General features: G+C 55.9%; 13 protein-coding genes. 2 read left to right on the forward strand and 11 right to left on the reverse strand.

The window, feature by feature from the left end:
- Positions 1 to 119: 119 nt before the first annotated feature.
- The 9 genes from WA302_RS07990 to WA302_RS08025 form a co-directional block, all read right to left on the reverse strand.
- A complete protein-coding gene (locus tag WA302_RS07990) occupies positions 120 to 407 on the reverse strand; it encodes a hypothetical protein (protein ID WP_025302730.1) in 288 nt (95 codons plus the stop codon).
- A 42-nt stretch (positions 408 to 449) separates the two neighbouring features.
- Positions 450 to 617 (reverse strand): hypothetical protein, encoded by a 168-nt coding sequence (locus tag WA302_RS07995; RefSeq protein WP_016927849.1) that lies wholly within the window; start codon positions 615 to 617, stop codon positions 450 to 452.
- Between the two features lie 24 nt (positions 618 to 641).
- Entirely contained in the window at positions 642 to 902 is a 261-nt protein-coding gene (locus WA302_RS08000; protein ID WP_016927848.1) for a hypothetical protein, read from the reverse strand.
- A gap of 244 nt (positions 903 to 1,146) precedes the next feature.
- Positions 1,147 to 5,292, reverse strand: coding sequence for a non-ribosomal peptide synthetase (locus WA302_RS08005; protein WP_336063399.1), 4,146 nt, complete (start codon positions 5,290 to 5,292; stop codon positions 1,147 to 1,149).
- On the reverse strand, positions 5,292 to 9,098 hold the full coding sequence (locus WA302_RS08010; RefSeq protein WP_060447212.1) for an AMP-binding protein: 3,807 nt from the start codon (positions 9,096 to 9,098) through the stop codon (positions 5,292 to 5,294). The genes WA302_RS08005 and WA302_RS08010 overlap by 1 nt, the downstream gene beginning before the upstream one ends.
- Before the next feature lie 17 nt (positions 9,099 to 9,115).
- Positions 9,116 to 9,565 carry a toxin-activating lysine-acyltransferase gene (locus tag WA302_RS08015; RefSeq protein ID WP_025302733.1) on the reverse strand — a complete coding sequence of 150 codons (450 nt, stop codon included), beginning with the start codon at positions 9,563 to 9,565 and terminating at the stop codon, positions 9,116 to 9,118.
- 18 nt (positions 9,566 to 9,583) lie between these two features.
- Positions 9,584 to 11,110, reverse strand: a complete 1,527-nt coding sequence (locus WA302_RS08020) for a hypothetical protein (protein WP_050505189.1) — start codon at positions 11,108 to 11,110, stop codon at positions 9,584 to 9,586.
- 78 nt (positions 11,111 to 11,188) lie between these two features.
- Positions 11,189 to 11,476 carry an E492 group microcin gene (locus tag WA302_RS25320; protein ID WP_125460888.1) on the reverse strand — a complete coding sequence of 96 codons (288 nt, stop codon included), beginning with the start codon at positions 11,474 to 11,476 and terminating at the stop codon, positions 11,189 to 11,191.
- On the reverse strand, positions 11,473 to 11,763 hold the full coding sequence (locus tag WA302_RS08025) for a hypothetical protein (protein WP_049208108.1): 291 nt from the start codon (positions 11,761 to 11,763) through the stop codon (positions 11,473 to 11,475). The genes WA302_RS25320 and WA302_RS08025 overlap by 4 nt, the downstream gene beginning before the upstream one ends.
- Positions 11,764 to 12,063: 300 nt before the next feature.
- On the opposite strand from WA302_RS08025, the gene dcp reads away from it, so the two are divergent.
- Complete coding sequence (gene dcp, locus WA302_RS08030; RefSeq protein WP_336063404.1) at positions 12,064 to 14,265, forward strand: peptidyl-dipeptidase Dcp; 2,202 nt, start codon at positions 12,064 to 12,066, stop codon at positions 14,263 to 14,265.
- 107 nt (positions 14,266 to 14,372) lie between these two features.
- Here the strand turns inward: dcp and WA302_RS08035 are convergent, their stop codons facing one another.
- Complete coding sequence (locus WA302_RS08035; RefSeq protein ID WP_336063406.1) at positions 14,373 to 15,269, reverse strand: LysR family transcriptional regulator; 897 nt, start codon at positions 15,267 to 15,269, stop codon at positions 14,373 to 14,375.
- 105 nt (positions 15,270 to 15,374) lie between these two features.
- Between WA302_RS08035 and WA302_RS08040 the strand changes: the two genes are divergently transcribed.
- Entirely contained in the window at positions 15,375 to 16,790 is a 1,416-nt protein-coding gene (locus WA302_RS08040) for an aldehyde dehydrogenase family protein (RefSeq protein WP_323712208.1), read from the forward strand.
- A gap of 127 nt (positions 16,791 to 16,917) precedes the next feature.
- Here the strand turns inward: WA302_RS08040 and WA302_RS08045 are convergent, their stop codons facing one another.
- Positions 16,918 to 18,228: an MFS transporter gene (locus tag WA302_RS08045; RefSeq protein WP_164067495.1), complete on the reverse strand. Its 1,311-nt coding sequence runs from the start codon at positions 18,226 to 18,228 to the stop codon at positions 16,918 to 16,920.
- Positions 18,229 to 18,261: the final 33 nt, after the last annotated feature.

The following is an 18,261-nucleotide window of genomic DNA, read 5'->3' on the forward strand; positions in this document are numbered from 1 at the left end:
TGTGGTGGGCCCATGACAAAAAGGGTTATCATAACGATAACCCTGGCATGAAATGACGCTTTAGGCGCTGAAGCCAACGTTAACCGGGGAGGTCAGCCGTGTGGCTGGCAGGGCCCCGATCAGTTCGAATCGGTATTGTTGTTGTTCCCCCACATGGTACCGCCGCCGTTGCTCCCGCCCCAGGGAATGCCTGATGGGCCAACAGAGCCGGGGGCACGATCGCCGGTGACATAGTTACCGACAGCACCGCCGACAATGGTGCCGACAACGCCGCCCGCCACGCCACCGATAGAGCCGATGCCACCGCCGATCGCTGCGCCGACCGTTTCCGCGGAAACCGTCAATGTACCGCTGCGATCTCCTGCACCGGAAATGATTGAACATTCTTCAGAGGTAAGATTGCGCATATTTGCTCCTTAATCATTAAATTTTAAAATAAGCCACGTTTATCATGCCGAGCGTTGCCCGCGATCGCTATTGAGCAATTTATGCGTGCCGATAACGGCAACGGCGATAAGGGCGTATTTCAAGAAGCGATTGAGGGTGAAATAATCCGCAATCGTGCCAGCAACAAGCCCAATTAAAATGGCGAACAATACAATAAGTGACTTTTTCATATGATGAACACGAATCTTCCTGTATTAGTTACTGTCGGCAGGATTGTTCGTCGATGTTTGTTTATTGCCACCCAACATGGATTCCACCATTTTGCCTGCGGTATAGGCGGCACCACCGATAACGGCACCGGCAACAGCGCCTGGGCCGGCACCGACACCGCCAGCCATGGCGCCGGTCATCGCGCCACCAACCGCGCCGGCCGCGACGGCCCCGCCCAGTTCCGCATAGCTGAAATCCCCAGCGGCTGCGATAAAGTTCACTTCATTAATCGTAAGTTCTCTCATAACGACTTCCTTATATTATTGGTTTTTGGTTTTTGCAGTTTTCCGATACCAGAAAAATGCCACTAGCAAGGTTGAAAATATAAAGGATTGAATGATTGTGCTGGTAAACCTCCTGTCTTCGGAAAAAAATAACGAATAAAAAATATCCATGAATGTGTAGTAAAAGCAGAACAAAAAAATCCAACTGCTGGGTAATTTCATCAGTGCCTCGATAGGTTTGATTGGCCAGGGGTATCTTCTCGCGTTATTCCAATGATGTGGACAACGCGCGCAGCATCCGCGTCAGCGCTCGAAGAAGTTGAGCGTTGTTTAAAATGCTGTAATGCGTTTCTGCACAATAATTGAGTTGAACGTCATGAGAGGATTGCCTCTCCCAGCGTTGTGCAAGATTGGGGTGTTTACGCTGACGTTGCTGGCTGAGCCAAAGCGTCAGCGGTATCGCTATCTGTGGCAGAGGGCCGGCGTTATTCGTCAGATCAAAGGATTTTTTCAGCGCCCAACAAAAGGCTTCGGCATGTTCCAGCGTGATCTTCTCCGCAAGCACGCTCTGATTCAGCGCATAGTGCATTTTTATCTCGTTGGCGAAGCTGTCTATCGCGTTCGTTTCTTGATGCCGACACAAATGGCGCGCAATACCGAGAGAGTCGAACAGGCTGAGATAACTTTGCGCCACGCTGAAACCTCGATTCACTGAGGGGTGCTGGGCGGGCAAACCGCTGTCGACAAGCACCGCATGCGCAAAGGGCGCGCCTTGTTCCGTAGCCTGCGCCGCCATATGGACAGCTAATTGGCCGCCCAATGACCAGCCGGCGATAACGGCAGTGTCGCGTTTGGCACGCGGTATGGCCGCCAAATGGGAGGCGGCCAATCGCTGCAGGGTGAGTGTGTCGTCTGCGCCTGGCGCGGCCAACCCCGGGCTGGCGATGGTGATGATGTTGGCGCAGGCGTAAAGTTGTTTTGTCCACTTTGCATATTGATGTACCTGGCCACCGGCACCATGCACCAAATACAAGGTGGGCAGAGAGGGGCGATCGGCTGCGCCGGACAACATCGATAACGGCAGGGGCGCGTTATCGCGCAGACGCTCGGCAAGTTTATCGAGCTGTGAGTAGCCAAGGATTTCCGCCAGGGTTAATTCCACATTAAGGGCGCGCTTGATGTTACCCAAAAACGTAATGCCGGAAAGCGAGCTGCCGCCATTGCTGAAGAAGCTGGCATAGGGGTCGATCTTGTCTGGATCACAGCCTAACGTATCCGCCAACAACTCACGTAGCAGCATGAGTTCCGCGGACGCGGCGGGAACAACATCGCTGGCCTGGCTTCGTTCGGTGCCTGGCGATAGCAAGGTGCGATCCAATTTGCCGTTGCGTGAAAGCGGGAAACGTTCAATAAGATGATAGTGGGATGGCGCCATATACGCGGGCAATGCAGCCGTAACCTGCTCGCGTATTCTTTGCTCCGCCTGGACGCTGGCTTTCCCCGCCTCGGTCAATGTGATATAGGCTTCCAGATACGGTGTGCCGTTCCTGGTTTCATCGCGACAGACGACGCACGCTTCAGCGACCAGTTCGCTGCTTTTGAGCGCGAATTCGACGTCACCCAATTCGACGCGAAAACCCTGCAGTTTCACCTGTTGGTCTTCGCGGCCGAGGAATTCGATGTAACCGCTGCGATGCCAACGGCCACGATCGCCGGTGCGGTACACGCGTTCTCCGGTGGTTGGGAGAAGAACAAAGCTGCCGGCGGTGGTTTGCCTATCGCGCCAATACTCGCGGGCAACGCCAACGCCACCGATATAAATGTCGCCGGTAACGCCGAAACCGCACGGCTCGAGTTTTTCATTCAACACCCACATGCTTTGATTCGGCAATGCGGTTCCATAGGGGATGGCGTTTCTGTAGTGCGTATCTCGTGTAAGTGGATGATAAATTGACCATATTGCCCCTTCGGTGGCACCGCCAAGGCTGGTGATGGTGGCGTTGGGGCAAAGCCGATGTGCTTCGGCGATCAGCCGCGGAGAGATACGATCGCCGCTCAGCCAGATATGCCGCAGTTGAGGCAGCGACAGGATGTTTTCTTGTGCGCAGTATTGCACCAGCATTTGCAAGATGGCGGGAACCGAGTTCCAGATGCTGATTTTCCGCTGGCGTATCGCATGTAGCCATGCTGACGGCTCTTTAGCGTCGTGCGGCGATAACACGGTTACCGATGCGCCGGCTAGCCAACTGCCGAACAGGTCATAGACCGATAAATCGAAGGCCAGGTCGGCGAGCGCCAATACGTTGTCACGATGTGAAACGTTAAACAGTTGATTCATGGTCAGCAAGGTATTGGTGACGGCGCCGTGTTCCATCGCCACGCCTTTTGGCGTGCCTGTCGTCCCCGATGTATAAATGACATAGGCGAGTGCTTCCGCTTCGCCTGATGGGAAGGTTGCTGTGCCTGCGGCAGGGGGAGAAAACAGCGCCTCCAGATCCTGAACGCGGGTTGTCTGCGGATAGCGGGCGCGATGGTGAGCCCGATTGCTCAAAACCCAGACGCAACCCGATATTCGCATAATGGCCGCTACGCGGGCATCCGGTAATCCTTCGGCCAACGGCAAGTAGGCGCGTCCGGCGAGGATCACGCCGAGCGCCGCAATAGCTTGATGAGCGCCGCGTGGAAGATCGATGGCGATGAGTGTGCCAGGGGCGGTATGGGCGTTCAGCCAATGCGCCACGAGGCCGGCGTGCCGCAATAGCCGATCGTAATGCCACACCTGATCTCCCTCGAACAACGCCGGGCGATCCCCATGCTGGTGGGCAGCGCGTAACAGCCGATCGGAAAGAGGTTGCCGCAAGCATACCGGCATCGCCTGCCCGACGGAGAGCTGCCGCAATTGCCGGTTATCGGCCATTGGCGCCAGCGAATAGTGGTCGACGGCCCGCGAAGGATCGCAGGCAATTTGCTGCAACAGCAATGCGTAAGCTTGCGCCAATCCGTTAATACGCTCCGGCGTAAACAGCTTGGCGTTGTATTGCCACTCCAATTGAATGCCCTCTGCGCCGGAAATCACTTCCAGAACCAGATCAAACTTGGGCGGCGCATAGCGTCTTGGCAGGGTGTTAACCTGCGCACCGCCAAGATTTAGCTCGTTGCTTTTGCGATGTTGGCAGACGAACATGATTTGAAAAATGGGGTGGAACTTGCCGCGCGTGGGCTTGAGTTGTTCAACCAGGTAAGAGAAGGGCAATCCCTGATGTTTGAAAGCGCGCGCAAATTTATTGGCGTTCTTTTGCAGCAGCGCGGTGAAACTGTCGTCGCCAGTGATGATAAATTGGTGAGCGATCGTGTTGACGAAGCTGCCAACGGCGTCGTTTAACGTCGGCTCGTTCCTGTTGGCGATCGGGCTACCGATGACCACGCGATCCGTCGCCGATTCTCTGGCAATCAGTAATGCGAAGGCGGAGTGCAACAGCGTAAACAGCGTCGTACCGTTATGTTTGGCTAACTGGGCCAGGGCCGGCTGCAGTTCGTTCGTCAGCGATGTTCTGACGATATTCTGTGTTTTGCCTCCCGCGGTGATGGCGATATCGTATTCAAGCGCGTGTTTTTCCGGCGCACCATCCAGTTCATCGCGCCAAAACGCCATGCTGTCATCGACATTGGCGACGGCGAGGAAAGGGTCTTCAAGATAGCGGAAAAACGCCTGACCGTTGTCATAATGCCAATGCTCTTCGTACGCTTGATAGTCACGGCTCAGTTCATCCACCAGCAAATTGGCCGTCCAGCCGTCGACCACGCAATGGTGGAAGGTCAAGAACAGATAGTGGTGCTGCGCGCTCTTTCTCAAGATCCGGCAGCGCAGGGGATACTCAGCCGCGAGGTCAAACGGAATCGTACACTGGGCGTTAAGCGCCGCCAGCATATTTTCTTGCTGCTCTTCACTGTTCAGCCTGCTGATGTCCTCGAGGCTGTGTTCGAAAATGGTTTCATCAGGATGCACGATGTCAACGGTGATGGCTTCACCGTCTAGCCGGTAGCGGCCGCAAAGCGCACCGTGCCGCTTGAGCAGTTTTTTCAACGCGGCGAGCAAACGCTCGGGTTCAAAGGGCCCCAGGATCTCTTTAGCGATCGGAATGTTATACAGCGGGCTGTTCTTGGTGAAGTTTTCATACAGCCACAGGTATTGGCCCGCGTAGTGATTGACGGTGTAACAAGGCTTCTCGCCGGTGTGCCGCTCTGAATTGTCTGGCGTACAGACAGATAAAAATGCGGTAATGTCTTCCTGCACCGCACTGAGTGCGGCGGCGTCAACATGCTCGATGGTTTGGCGTCGAGGCGACAGCTCGCCGAATTTTGCTCCCTGTTTCGCCATTTCCATCAGATTGATCAAGCCGATGACGCTCATCAGTGCGCTCCTTCCATGTTGACGTCGATAGTTTTCGCTGTTCGACCGCTTTTATTCGGGCGTTTGTCGCTGTGGGCGGAAATCAAATTCAGCCAATGCGCTAAGCTACACAACTGCACTCCCGGGTTTCTCCGCTGCGCCATTGTGAAGGCGGCGCGATGGTCGATATTCTCGCCATCATCGAAACCGAAGATCCTCAGTACGCAGCCGTTCAATCGCTCATTGGCCGTATCGAACCGAATGTGCGGGAAATAACCCAGCCGCGCAGAGAGGGCTATCAACTCTGTAACACCGGCGTCGACGGCTTGGCGGCGCGCATCGACTTTATGCAGCAACAGTAGTCGCTCATGCCGGAAATCGCGTAGCAGGCCTTGCGTGAGTCTGGCTCCGCCGGCCGTATCATGCATAAAGATCATGTGGTTAACTCGGCCGGGCAGGGTGTGCAGCAGGGCCGAAAGTGCATCGAGCCAACTGGCATATTGAGTGGCTTCGTTCGGTACGTTGAATATGGCCGCGTTCAGCGACCATTCAGCAGGCAACGGCAGCGCCTGCGGTGACAGAATGTCCACACCGCGTTTGTCGGCGAGGGCGGCCAATAAAAGCCGTTCATCTGTGCCTTCGGGAGATTGAATAAACAGCCTGCTGCTGGTCGGCGCCTCGGTTGATAGACAGCGGCCGATAGCGCAACGGATGTCCAGATGCTGCGGATCCAGACCATAGCGTGCATGGGCCAACTGCGTCAGGTGTCGGCAGAAATCGGCGAGTCTTGGATGTTCAAGAATGTCGCTCAGGTTCAGATCCAACCGACAGTGGGCGTTAAGCACGTTAATGATTTTTATGGCCTGCAGGGACTCGCCGCCGAGCGTGAAGAAGTCGCCATCGTCACTGCCCAGCGTCGCCAGCCAAACTTCATGCACCAGGGTGTTGAATGTCGTCGAACGCAACTCCCGTGTGGGTTCAGGCATCCGGGATTGTCTCTCCAGGGTGCGATAATCAATCTTGCCGTTAGCCAGTTTGACCAGCGGCGTTGGATGATGCACGAAGCGCTGAGGAATATGGGCATTGGGCAGTTCGCCGTACAGTGTGCGGCGCATTGCCTCACTGAGCGGCTGCCGGCTGTGATAATGCGCGTACAGTTCCGTTCCCGCGTCGCCGCTTTTGGCCAGTACGGCAATCTCGACAATGGAGGGCAAGCGGGCCAGACAGCTTTCTATCTCACCCATATTGACGCGCTGCCCGGCGATTTTCGCTTCACGAATTTTGCGGCCAAGGAACACCAACTGCCCATCTTGGCGCTGGCAGGCGATATCGCCGGTACGAAAGGCGGGCATGAGATGGCCGTTGGCCTCAAGGGTGACGAACTTTTCCGCGCTCAGCGTTGGCTGATGCCAATATCCCAGGCCGACGGTCGCTCCGGCTATCAGTAATTCGCCGCTGCAGCCGAGCGGCAACGGCCTGAGATCCTCGCCGACGATCGCCGTGTATATACCATCCAGCGGTGTGCCTATCGTCACGGCGGCGCCATCGTTTTTGATTTCTGCGGCCGTCGCCACCACGGTTGTTTCGGTTGGGCCGTAGGAGTTGAATAACTTCCTGCCTTTGGGGTAGTGCGCGAACCAGCGTTCTTTGGCTCGCGGTGAAAGGCTTTCGCCGCCGATGATAACGGTAGTGACGGCCGGCGGTAGCGTCTGTTCACCGCCGGAGGCGAACAGCATTTCATTAAAGTAGGCGGTCGGCAGATCCAACAGGCTGATTTGATGATCGTCGCAGAATGTGAAGAAAGCGGCAAAGCTGTGCTTGACGGTCTCGGGGGCGATACACAGGTGGGCGCCGGCCCCCAGCGTCATGAAAATTTCTTCGATGCAGGCATCGAAATGCAAGGGCGCAAATTGCAACACGCGTTCGTGCGGTTGAATGCCATAGCATTTTATCGCCGCATCGACAAAAACGTTGAGAGCATGTCGGGCGCCTATCACGCCTTTAGGCATTCCCGTCGAACCGGAGGTAAACATGATATAGCTGGTACCGACCGGGAACGCCGGCGCCTCAGTCGATGTTTGCCGGCGAAACACGGTGAAGTGTGCGAAATCCGTCGGCATATTGAGTGTCGATGCGCGCCAATGCGCCAATGCGCCAGGCTCGGAATGAACGGAGGGACGCGTGCGATCGGTAATCAGGATAGCGTCGCTAAACTGTTCAAGCAGTTGACGGTAAGCCGCTCCATCCCCTTTGGCATTCAGGTTGACGAAGGGCATTTTCAATTGCAACGCAGCAAGCATGCAGATGATGGCCTCCGGCCCTTGCGGCAAGTCGAGCAACAGTACGGTATGTGCGGCGCGAACGGGAGCCAGGACATCGGCCAGCGCACGCCACTGCTGCTGCAAAACGGCATAAGACAGCGTTCTGAGCGATGACGAAGCGTGTTCAGGCGTGAGGATCGCCGTGCGTTGCGGCGCTTGAACGACGGCACGATCGATACGCTGCATGATATCGACCACGTTGTCGTTGGCTGTTTTACCCAGCAGCGAGAGCGGGAAACGTTGTCGCAATGCCGCGACGGAAAGATTTTCCGGATCGTCGTACAGCAAGGTGCACAAGGTCTGTATCCCCTGGCTGTGCCGCACCAGACTGGCCGCATCGTAAAGCCCTGAGTCGGCATCGATCTCCAGCCGCAGCGTTTGGTTATCGAGATCGGGACGCATGTTGAAGACCAGATCCTGCGCGCCTCCTGAGCGTAAGTTACGGATTTCACTACGCTGAGCGGGAGAGAATGAGGCTGCCGCTTCAAAGGGAATGATATTGACCACGATGTTGAACAACGGCGAGCGGCTGGCGACGCTCCTCAGACTTTTTATCTCTTCGTAACGAAACGCTTGATGTTTCTTGAGTTGCTTGAGCGCGTGTTCAATGGTTTGCGCCAACTGTCGGCATGAAGCGGTGTCCTCAATATCGAGAGTCAAAGGAACAACGTTGGTCTTGCAGGTTAGCGCCTGCCTCGACAGGGCGTCTGTTCGCGCCATCATAGGGACGCCGATCGTTTGCTGCTTCTCGCCGGTACATAGGTACAAATACGCCATCACCGCTACAAAAGTGCGCGCCAGCCAGGAAGGATGTTCGGTTTGCAGCGCAAGGCGCTCGGCAGGATAGGGCAACGACGTCACATGGCGGATGGTCTGTCCCGAGGGAATATTGGCGCAGGCTAATGTCATCGGGTCTGGCAGTGAGGCGCTGGCCGCTTGCCAAAAATGTCGGTCTGCTTGATAGGCGGCTGACTGTTTATACTCAGATTCAGCCCTGAGCAAGGCATCGATCGCCGGTACGTCTTGCGGTTGTTGTGTCTGGTCTCGGTAGGCCTGCGCCACTTGATGGATCAGCAAATAAGTGCCGTAACCATCAAGCAGCAGATGGTGGCTGCAGAAATACCACAGAAAGCGTTTCTCACCCAGCCTGATGATTTTTTGTCTGAATAATGGCGCTGCGTTCAGCGAGAAGGGGCGCTTAGCATCCGCTTCCATTAATTCGATAGCGGTGGCCATATCGTTGGCGCTCTGCGAAAGATCTACCCATTCCACTGAGATATTGGCGGTGACGGAATATTGATAAGGCGTGCCGTTATTCTCATCAAACAGAACGTGCAGCGTAGGGGTTTGGCTGATGACACGATGAATAGCACGTTTCATTCTTGCGATATCGAGAGTGTGATTTATTTCGACATATTCCGCGATATTATAGCTCGATTTATCATCGCCGATCTTGGTGCCATAGTAAAATCCTGCCTGTGAATCCAGTAATTGATGTTTGCTCATTGCCTCATCCCTGACAATTATTTTTCTTTATTTTTTACAGTCATCAGTCTGCCCGTTCGGCGGGAGCGCCACACAACCGTGCGGCGTTCTACGATGGGGTGAACTCTTTTAAGGTGTTCCAAACATAAATGCGCGCTGCCTGGCTTGCAGCAAAAATCTAAAATACACAGCGTACCGCCCTCATCCCATTCTGAGTTATGGAGAAGAAACTGCGGATCGTTAATAAATCGACTCAGCGTCTCATCTCTCAGGTAGGCCCAGGTTATATACCCTATCGGGTTATCCAAATGGTCGAATAATATTTTAAATTGGTTTTGATTAATCGCTTCCTGAGTCCATAGCTGCAACGTTTTTATATGGTACAAACTGTAATTTTTATTCATCAACATACAGTTAACGGCGAAGCCCAGGCTCTCGTATTGACTGAACCTACTTTTACCCTGCTGGTTTTCTTTGATAAAACTCACGAAATATCCTCAGCGTTGTTATTGTAATACGTTGATCGCCTGGCGCTCGAAACGGTCGAGATAGGTTTGCAATTGTTCGGTGATCTCGCTGACTTCGCCGCGCCAGCCGGAAATTTCTTGAAAAATCACTTCACGGCGCATGAACGTGCGGGAACCCAACCTTCTGGTGACGGTCTGCTTCATCGCCAGTTGTAATCCGGCGGAGGTTTGAGCTGCTGATGTTTCCTGAAGGTATTGCGCGTATAACCGACGGAACGCCAGAGAAAATCTCTCCTCCGCGGTCGTACCCTGTTGTTCGGCGGGAACCCTTACGGGTGCGTCGATGAGCCGGTGCAATAGGGCAATCGCCGGATGAGCATTCCCCAGGCCAAGACCTTGTCGACGGGTAAAGACGCCGGGAGCCAAATCGAACATTTTTTGCAAGCGTTCGCCTAAGGAGAACCACTCGGCGGTGAGAGGCAGGCGTTGTAAAAATGCAGGGTCAAAACCCGCCATACCGAGATTATCCAGCAGGCAGGCTCGTTTATAGGCCATGTTGAAGGCCGCACCGATGCCTTGGTGCGCTGCCGCGAGAAATGCCGGGCCGAATTGATGCTTGGCTAAATAAAAAGCGAGATCTTGCAAGCCTCTCAGCAACAAAGGGGCGTCTTCATTGAGCTTGTTGTGTTGAATGTAGCTGCGCCCGGGATCGCGACGTTCTGCGGGAAAAACACTGCGGACACCATGAAAGTCCAGCAGCCTACCGGCCATATCGCAATTGGAGGGTGAGGTCATCATCACCAAATGCCGGGTGCGGCAGTACGCGATCTGCGTCGCGAGACGCCGGGCAAGCTCGCAGAGCCCGTAGAATGCTTGTTCTTCCTGGGGCAATGCCAACCAGCTTGCGGCGTCAAACTCCGGGGGACGAGGCAGAAAAGCCGGCGCGGCGACAATCAGCTTTTCGACCCGCTGAATATCCGAAGGCTGCCTTTGCATCGCATCATGAGGATGATAGTAGGGTGCGCGGCAAAAATGTGCAGGGCGCACGACGGGCTCACGCACCAGCAACGCCTTGCGGTTATGGGGACTTCTCGCCGATTCAGGAGAGATGGCGGCTAAGGGGCTATCGGTCACCAAGATCGCCTGATTGGGCACGGCACCGTAAGGCAGCAGTTTGGCCATGACGTTCCCCCATAATGCCTCCAATACTGCGCCGGTCATCGTCAACTCGCCATCGACATGCTTTGCCCCTTGACCGACTAACGCATTAGCCCCAATACCTTTAACCTGCCAACGCCCATCAAAGCCACAGCGTGCTCCGCCGCCGTTGCGCGAAATAGCGCCGCCGCCATAACGTTCGGCGAAAAAGACTTTTTCATCGTTTAAGCGCGGCGTACCATCATCAAAAATAGCATGGCGATTATTTTCTTCGATGAGATAGCTGGTCTCTTTTTTCAGTTCGTCTTGTTCAGCAGGGCTTAATGCATTGTGCCAGAGTAATTGAGAACCTGTCTTTTTTGCGACGAAAGGGATCAAGCTTTCGTGAAGCATGGCGAGCTTTGTCATTTTTTAATCGTTATTTTTATTGGTGCAGAGTAAGTTAAATCCCGGCCTTATTGCACAAGGAATAATAAGACTGTTTTTTTAATTTGATGAATCCGGTGTTGAAAGTGAAGACGAAGGTGAAGGGCGGCCACCGCCACTGCCATTCCAGGTTGGGCCCATAGGAACCTGTGGAATAGCAACGTTAACCGGCATGTGTGGTGCGGCTTGAATAGCTATTTCCGTCCCGACGCCCACGGCTAAGGATACGGGGGTGGGTAATTTCGCTATTGTGCTCAGGCTACCGACAATGAGCGAAGTCGGATTATAAGAATCGTTGCCGTCAGATCCGTTAATACATGACAATTCAACTTCCGTTAAGGCTCTCATTTAAACTCCTTCTTGCGAGAGGTGATAGATAAAACAAGCGAAAAAATAATCGCCATCGGCAAACCATAACTGGCCGTGGTTTTAAGGGCGGCCGTATCCAAAAGGATCGCCTGGCGCTGCAGGCAGTAGTCTAAAAATACGGCAAGGGGAAATATCAAGAACAGCATAACGATGTGGTACGTGCGCACGCCTTTTTTCTTCGCGTTTTTATAGATCGCACTGATAATGAGGATGAAAATGACAATAAGAACTATTTCCGTTATAAGGTGCAATTTGATTAGCTCCATTAATCAAAATTTACATCAAGTTACATTGGGTAACCTGATAAGTCAACAGGGTATTTTATGATTCCTCTTTATTTATCATGGTATTGAATTAATTAATCATAAAATGATTACCTTTTGTGACTATGTGTCGATGATGAAAAATAAAGATGTCAAAGAAGCGTTTGGCCGCGGTCGGCGAGGCGGTTAACTTCTAATCACTTGTTTTTGCTCAAACTGCCAACTGCGCCTAAGCTAGGTGATGACTCTGAGGGAGCCATTCCCCGAGACCTTATTCCGTGAACATGGAGGAGTTTCGATTTGATGCGTTTATCCACATTGGTGCTGGCGATCGGCATGGCGCTGGGCTCGCAGGCACAGGCAGCAGAAACCCAACCTCACGCCGACCATAGTGCCCTGCCCAGCGGCCAGGCGAAGGAGGCTACCGTGACCGGTGAAGCCAATCAGCACGACAAGCAAAAGACCCAAAACCCGTTCTTCTATCAAAGCCGTCTGCCGTTCCAGGCGCCGCCGTTCAACCTGATCAAGGAAAGCGACTACGCGCCGGCGATCGAGGCGGGCATCAAGCAAAAGCGGGAAGAGGTGGAGAAGATCGCCAACAACCCGGCCAAGCCCAACTTCAAGAATACCTTCGTGGCGCTGGAGCAGGCCGGTTCGCTGCTGACGCGGGTGATGAACGTGTTCGGCGCCATGACCTCGGCCAACACCAGCGATGCGCTGCAGAAGCTGGATGAAGAAACCTCGCCGATGCTGGCGGCGCTGAACGACGACATCATGCTCAACGGCAAGCTGTTCGCGCGCATCAAGGCCATCTATCAGGATCGCGATGCGCTGAAGCTGGATCCGGAATCGCGCCGGCTGGTGGAAGTGACCTACAAGAACTTCGAGCTGGCGGGCGCCAACCTGTCGGACGCCGACAAGGCCAAGCTGAAGGCGCTGAACCAGGAAGCAGCGACGCTGAGCACCCAGTTCACCAACAAACTGCTGGCGGCGAGCAAAAACGGCGCGCTGGCGATAACCGACCAGGCGAAACTGGACGGTCTGTCCGAAGGTGAGCTGGCCGCGGCAGCGCAGGCGGCCGCCGAGCGCAAGCTGGAGAAACAGTGGCTGTTGGTGCTGCAGAACACCACCCAGCAGCCGCTGCTGCAGAGCCTGAAAGATCGCGACACCCGCCAAGCGCTGTTCGACGCCTCCTGGACGCGCGCGGAGAAGGGCGACGGCAACGATACCCGCCAGACCCTTTCCCGTCTGGCCAAGGTACGCGCCGAGCAGGCCAAACTGCTGGGCTACCCGAACTACGCCGCCTGGAAGCTGCAAAACCAGATGGCCAAGACGCCGGATGCCGCCTTGAGCTTTATGCGCAACATCGTGCCGGCGGCCACCGCGCGCGCCGAGCGTGAAGCCAAAGACATTCAGGCGGTGATCGATCAGCAGAAAGGCGACTTCAAGGTGCAGGCCTGGGACTGGCAGTTCTACGCCGAACAGGTGCGCAAGGCCAAGTACGATCTGGACGAATCGCAGATCAAACCTTACTTCGAGCTGAACAACGTGCTGAACAACGGCGTGTTTTACGCCGCCAACCTGCTGTACGGCATCAGTTTCAAAGAACGCAAGGACATTCCGGTCTACCAGCCGGACGTTAAGGTGTATGAAGTGTTCGACAAGGACGGCAAATCGCTGGCGCTGTTCTACACCGACTACTTCAAGCGCGACAACAAGGGCGGCGGCGCCTGGATGAGCAACTTCGTCGATCAGTCGAAGCTCAACGGCACCAAGCCGGTGATCTACAACGTCGCCAACTTCACCAAACCGGCGCCGGGGCAGCCGGCGCTGCTGTCGTATGACGACGTGATCACCATGTTCCACGAGTTCGGCCACGCGCTGCACGGTATGTTCGCCGATCAGGAATACCCGAGCCTGTCGGGTACCAACACCGCGCGCGATTTCGTCGAGTTCCCGTCGCAGTTCAACGAGCACTGGGTCAGCGATCCGAAAGTGTTCAGCCACTTCGCCAAGCATTATCAGACCGGCGAGGCGATGCCGCAGGAACTGGTCGACAAGATCAAGAAGGCCGACAAGTTCAACAAGGGCTACAGCATGACCGAGCTGCTGTCCGCCGCGCTGCTGGACATGCACTGGCACATGCTGACCGCCGACCAGCCGCAGCAAGACGTGGACAAGTTCGAGGCCGAATCGTTGCAAAAAGACAAGGTCGATCTCAGCTACGTGCCGCCGCGCTACCGTTCCAGCTATTTCCAGCACATCTGGGGTAACGGCTACGCCGCGGGCTATTACGCCTATCTGTGGACGGAAATGCTGGCGGACGACGCCTTCCAGTGGTTCACCGAGCACGGTGGCCTGACCGCCGAAAACGGCCAGCGCTTCCGTGACATGATCCTGTCGCGCGGTAACAGCCAGGATCTGGAGAAGCTGTACATCGACTGGCGCGGCAAAGAGCCGAGCATCGAACCGATGCTGATCTACCGCGGGCTGAAGGACGAATAGTTCCGAGGGTATGAACAAGGAGAGTGAGTAAACCAACGGCACGCCAAATGCTGGTCGCATTCCGACGTTTGGCGGTGCCGTTTTCTGGTCGACAGAGAGAAGACAAGCTACCTGGCCTGAATTTCATGCACCAAATCGATAAATGCCTTGAGCCCCGGAGGCACATGTCGTCTGCCGGGATAATAGAGACGCAATCCGCCGAAAGCTGGGCACCATTCGTCCAGTACGCTAATAAGACGACCTGATGCGATATCTTCACGGGCAAACCAATCTGAAACGAAGGCAATCCCCACACCGCTCAATGCGGCACGATGAATGGCGCGCATTTCATTCAATACAATGCGCGGCGGTACGTTGACTCGAAGTTTCTGCTGGTGGCGTTCCAATTCCCAATGGTAAATCCCTCCGTGTGACATACGCATCCCGACGCTTTTGTGCCGTAACAGATCCTCCGGCGATTGCGGTATGCCATGTTCAGCGAAATAGTCTGGTGTAGCGACCACCAACATGCGGATATCTCCCGTTAGCTCCACGGCGATCATGTCCTGCGGGACGGACTCCGCCAAACGGATCCCCGCGTCGTAACCTTCCGCCACAATGTCCACCATTCTTGATTCGCTGGTGATATCGAGCCGCATTTGCGGGTAACGCCGCAAATACGTTTCGATCAACGGTTCGTAGAGCAGGGAGACGCACTCCTGCGGTGCGCTGATGCGCAGCGTGCCGGTTGGCGCGTTGGGCTGGGTGGCGATCTCTTCTGATGCACGCCGAATCTCGGCCAGAGCGGGGGCGATTCGTTCTACATAACGCGCGCCCGCCGGCGTCAGCGCCACGCTGCGGGTCGAACGGTTAAACAGACGTATTTTCAGGCGGCTTTCCAACCCGGCCACCGCATTGCTGACGGCGGTGGCCGACATGCCTAATTGCCGTGCGGCGGCGCGAAAGCTTTGTCGCTGCGCCACCGCCAACACGACTTCCAACTCTGTCAGTCCACTGCGATGCATAGATTATCCCGATTATCGGTACAGTTCGTACAGGATAGACCCACTTATCGTATTGATCATCTGTTTCTATACTCGTTTGACTAATCGGAACATGTGGAGCGCACCATGCAAAAAATTGACAGCATTTATATCAACGGTGAATTCGTGACACCCCACGGTGAAGAACGCTTCACGCTGTTTAACCCGGCGACAGAAGACGTGATTGGCACTGTGCGTCTGGCGGACGAGGTGGATGCCGAGCGGGCGATTGCCGCAGCCAAGGCCGCATTTCCTTACTGGTCCAAGACCAGTAAGGCGGAACGCCTTGCCGTATTGCGCCGTATGCACAATGCGGTTATGGCCCGTGAAGATGAGCTGATGGACGCCGTCGTGATGGAATATGGCGCGCCCAAAATTCGTGGGCGCTGGATGGCCAGCTACCCGGCGGACGCGATAGCTCAGGCGATCGACGCGCTGGAAAATTTCGAGTTTACGGAACAGGCGGGTAAGGCGCAGGTCATCATGACGCCTGTCGGCGTCGCCGGGCTGATTACGCCATGGAACAGCGATGCCGGGTTTATCTGCAACAAACTGGCGACGGCGATGGCGGCAGGGTGCACCGCGGTGATCAAGCCCAGCGAAATGAGCGCGATGCAAACGCGGGTCATCACCGAAGCGTTGCACGATGCGGGCATTCCTGCCGGGGTATTTAACATTATCACCGGGCGAGGCGAGGTGGTGGGTGAGGTCATTAATCGACATCCCGATATTGCCAAGATCTCGTTTACCGGTTCCACGGCGGTGGGCAAACATATCGTAGAAAGCGGTGCAGAATCGCTGAAACGGGTGACATTGGAACTGGGGGGCAAATCGCCGACGCTGATCCTGGACGATGCGGATGTCATGCAGGCCGTGCCTTTGGCGCTTGCCGCCGGTTTTATGAATAGCGGCCAGGCCTGCATTGCAGGCACGCGAATTCTGGTGCCGCGCAGCCGTCAGGCGGAGTTTGAACAGGCGATTGCCGACGCGGTAGGCAAAGTCCGGTCGGGCGATCCGCGCGATGAAAATACGGAAATCGGCCCGATGGTGAGCCAAAAACAGTGGCAACGGGTGCAGGATTATATCCGCTTGGGCGAGGAAGAAGGGGCGACATTGTTGGTTGGCGGCGTTGGCCGTCCATCGGGTATGGATAAAGGCTGGTGCGTGAAGCCTACGGTATTTGCGGGCAATAACCGGATGCGCATTGCCCGGGAAGAAATTTTTGGTCCGGTGCTGGTGATCATCCCTTACGACAATGAGGCCGAAGCGCTTGCGATCGCCAACGACACCGCCTACGGGCTGAGTGCGCTGGTGTTAAGCGGCGATCGCGAACGCGGGGTGCGGGTGGCGCAGCAGATTGACTCCGGGCGTGTTCTGCTGAACACGTTGGATCATGAACCTAAAGCGCCGTTTGGCGGTTTCAAACAGTCCGGGCTGGGCCGCGAGATGGGCAAATGGGGGATGCAGGCTTATCTGGAAGCAAAAACGTTGTTGGTGGGGTAACCCAGAGCCCATCGTCGTTATTGACATGCCGTGTTGTGGGGGGAGAAAACGGCGCAAGAATCAAAGCAGACAACGGTCCCTTATCATCATTGTCATTGTCTTGCGCCTTTCCCCTTTCTATTAACGCTCAGCGGTTCACCACCTTGGCCGGCAGGGCCACCACCAGCAGCGAGCTGAGCAGCAGGCAGCCGGCGAAGGCCCAGAGCGCGCCGCCGCTCTTGCCGGTCAGATCCAGCGCCAGCCCCATCAGCGAATTGCTTACCAGCCCGGCGATGTTGGCCAGCGAACAGGCCAGCGCGAAGCCGGTCGCCGCCGCCGTGCCGCGCAGGAAGGTGGCCGGCAGGCTGAAGAACACCGGCACTGCGCCGATGATTGCCGCCTGGGCAATGGAGAACAGCAGCACCGTGGCCAGCGCATTGTGGGTGAAGAAGGTGCTGCCGGCCATCGCCAACGCGCCGATGATAAACGGCACGATGATATGCCAGCGCCGTTCGCGCAGCCGGTCCGAACTGCTGCCGATCAGCAGCATGCCGAGCAGGGCGGCGATGCTGGGGATCGCCGTCAGGTAACCGATGGTGGTGATGTCGGTGACGCCGGCGGTTTTGATGAAGGTCGGCATCCAAAAGCCCATGGCGTAGGCGCTGAGCAGAATAGCGAAGTCGATGCCGCCGAGCATCCACACCTTCAGGTTGAAGAAGCCGTCGCGGAAGCTGTGCTTGCCGTGATCGGCCTCGGCGTCGTCGCGCGCCAAATCGTCGGCGATGCGCTGTTTTTCCTCGGGCGTCAGCCACTTGGCCTGCTGATAAGTGTTAGGCAACAGCCAGAAGGTCAGCACGCCCAACAGCACGCTGGGAATGCCCTCCAGCAGAAACAGCCACTGCCAGCCGTGCAGCCCGTGGCGCATGTCGAAATGGCCCATGATCCAGCCGGAGAGCGGCCCGCCGATCACGCTGGAGAGCGGCAGGCCGATCATGAACAGCGCGATGATGCGGCCGCGGCGATAGGTCGGGAACCACAGCGTCAGGTAAAAGAGCACGCCGGGCAGGAAACCGGCCTCCGCCACGCCGAGCAGAAAGCGAATGACGTAGAACTGGGTCGGCGTGGTGACGAACATGGTGGCGGTGGACAGCAGCCCCCAGGTGATCATGATACGGGCAATCCACATCTTGGCGCCGACGCGCTGCAGGATCAGGTTGCTCGGCACCTCGAACAGAATATAGCCGACGAAGAACAGCCCGGCGCCCAGACCAAAGGCCGCTTCGCTCAGCTGCAGCGCGTCGGCCATCTGCAGCTTGGCCAGCCCGACGTTGATGCGATCGAGGTAGGCCGCCAGGTAACACAGGCAAAGAAACGGGATCAGTTTCCAGGTGATTTTGCGGTACAGCAGCAGCGATTCTGCGTCCGCTTTCCCCGCCAGCGGGGTGTCGACAATGGCCATGATGTTGTCTCCAGGTGGTGCGTGTTGGCCTCC

This window comes from Serratia sp. 201, assembly GCF_037027545.1.
GTDB classification, from domain to species: Bacteria; Pseudomonadota; Gammaproteobacteria; order Enterobacterales; family Enterobacteriaceae; genus Serratia; species Serratia bockelmannii.

What these genes read in the sequence shown, in the direction of transcription:
- WA302_RS07990 (WP_025302730.1), bottom strand. Translation starts at nt 407, where the DNA reads ATGCGCAATCTTACCTCTGAAGAATGTTCAATCATTTCCGGTGCAGGA.
- WA302_RS07995 (WP_016927849.1), bottom strand. Translation starts at nt 617, where the DNA reads ATGAAAAAGTCACTTATTGTATTGTTCGCCATTTTAATTGGGCTTGTT.
- WA302_RS08000 (WP_016927848.1), bottom strand. Translation starts at nt 902, where the DNA reads ATGAGAGAACTTACGATTAATGAAGTGAACTTTATCGCAGCCGCTGGG.
- WA302_RS08005 (WP_336063399.1), bottom strand. Translation starts at nt 5,292, where the DNA reads ATGAGCGTCATCGGCTTGATCAATCTGATGGAAATGGCGAAACAGGGA.
- WA302_RS08010 (WP_060447212.1), bottom strand. Translation starts at nt 9,098, where the DNA reads ATGAGCAAACATCAATTACTGGATTCACAGGCAGGATTTTACTATGGC.
- WA302_RS08020 (WP_050505189.1), bottom strand. Translation starts at nt 11,110, where the DNA reads ATGACAAAGCTCGCCATGCTTCACGAAAGCTTGATCCCTTTCGTCGCA.
- WA302_RS25320 (WP_125460888.1), bottom strand. Translation starts at nt 11,476, where the DNA reads ATGAGAGCCTTAACGGAAGTTGAATTGTCATGTATTAACGGATCTGAC.
- WA302_RS08025 (WP_049208108.1), bottom strand. Translation starts at nt 11,763, where the DNA reads ATGGAGCTAATCAAATTGCACCTTATAACGGAAATAGTTCTTATTGTC.
- dcp (WP_336063404.1), top strand. Translation starts at nt 12,064, where the DNA reads ATGCGTTTATCCACATTGGTGCTGGCGATCGGCATGGCGCTGGGCTCG.
- WA302_RS08035 (WP_336063406.1), bottom strand. Translation starts at nt 15,269, where the DNA reads ATGCATCGCAGTGGACTGACAGAGTTGGAAGTCGTGTTGGCGGTGGCG.
- WA302_RS08040 (WP_323712208.1), top strand. Translation starts at nt 15,375, where the DNA reads ATGCAAAAAATTGACAGCATTTATATCAACGGTGAATTCGTGACACCC.
- WA302_RS08045 (WP_164067495.1), bottom strand. Translation starts at nt 18,228, where the DNA reads ATGGCCATTGTCGACACCCCGCTGGCGGGGAAAGCGGACGCAGAATCG.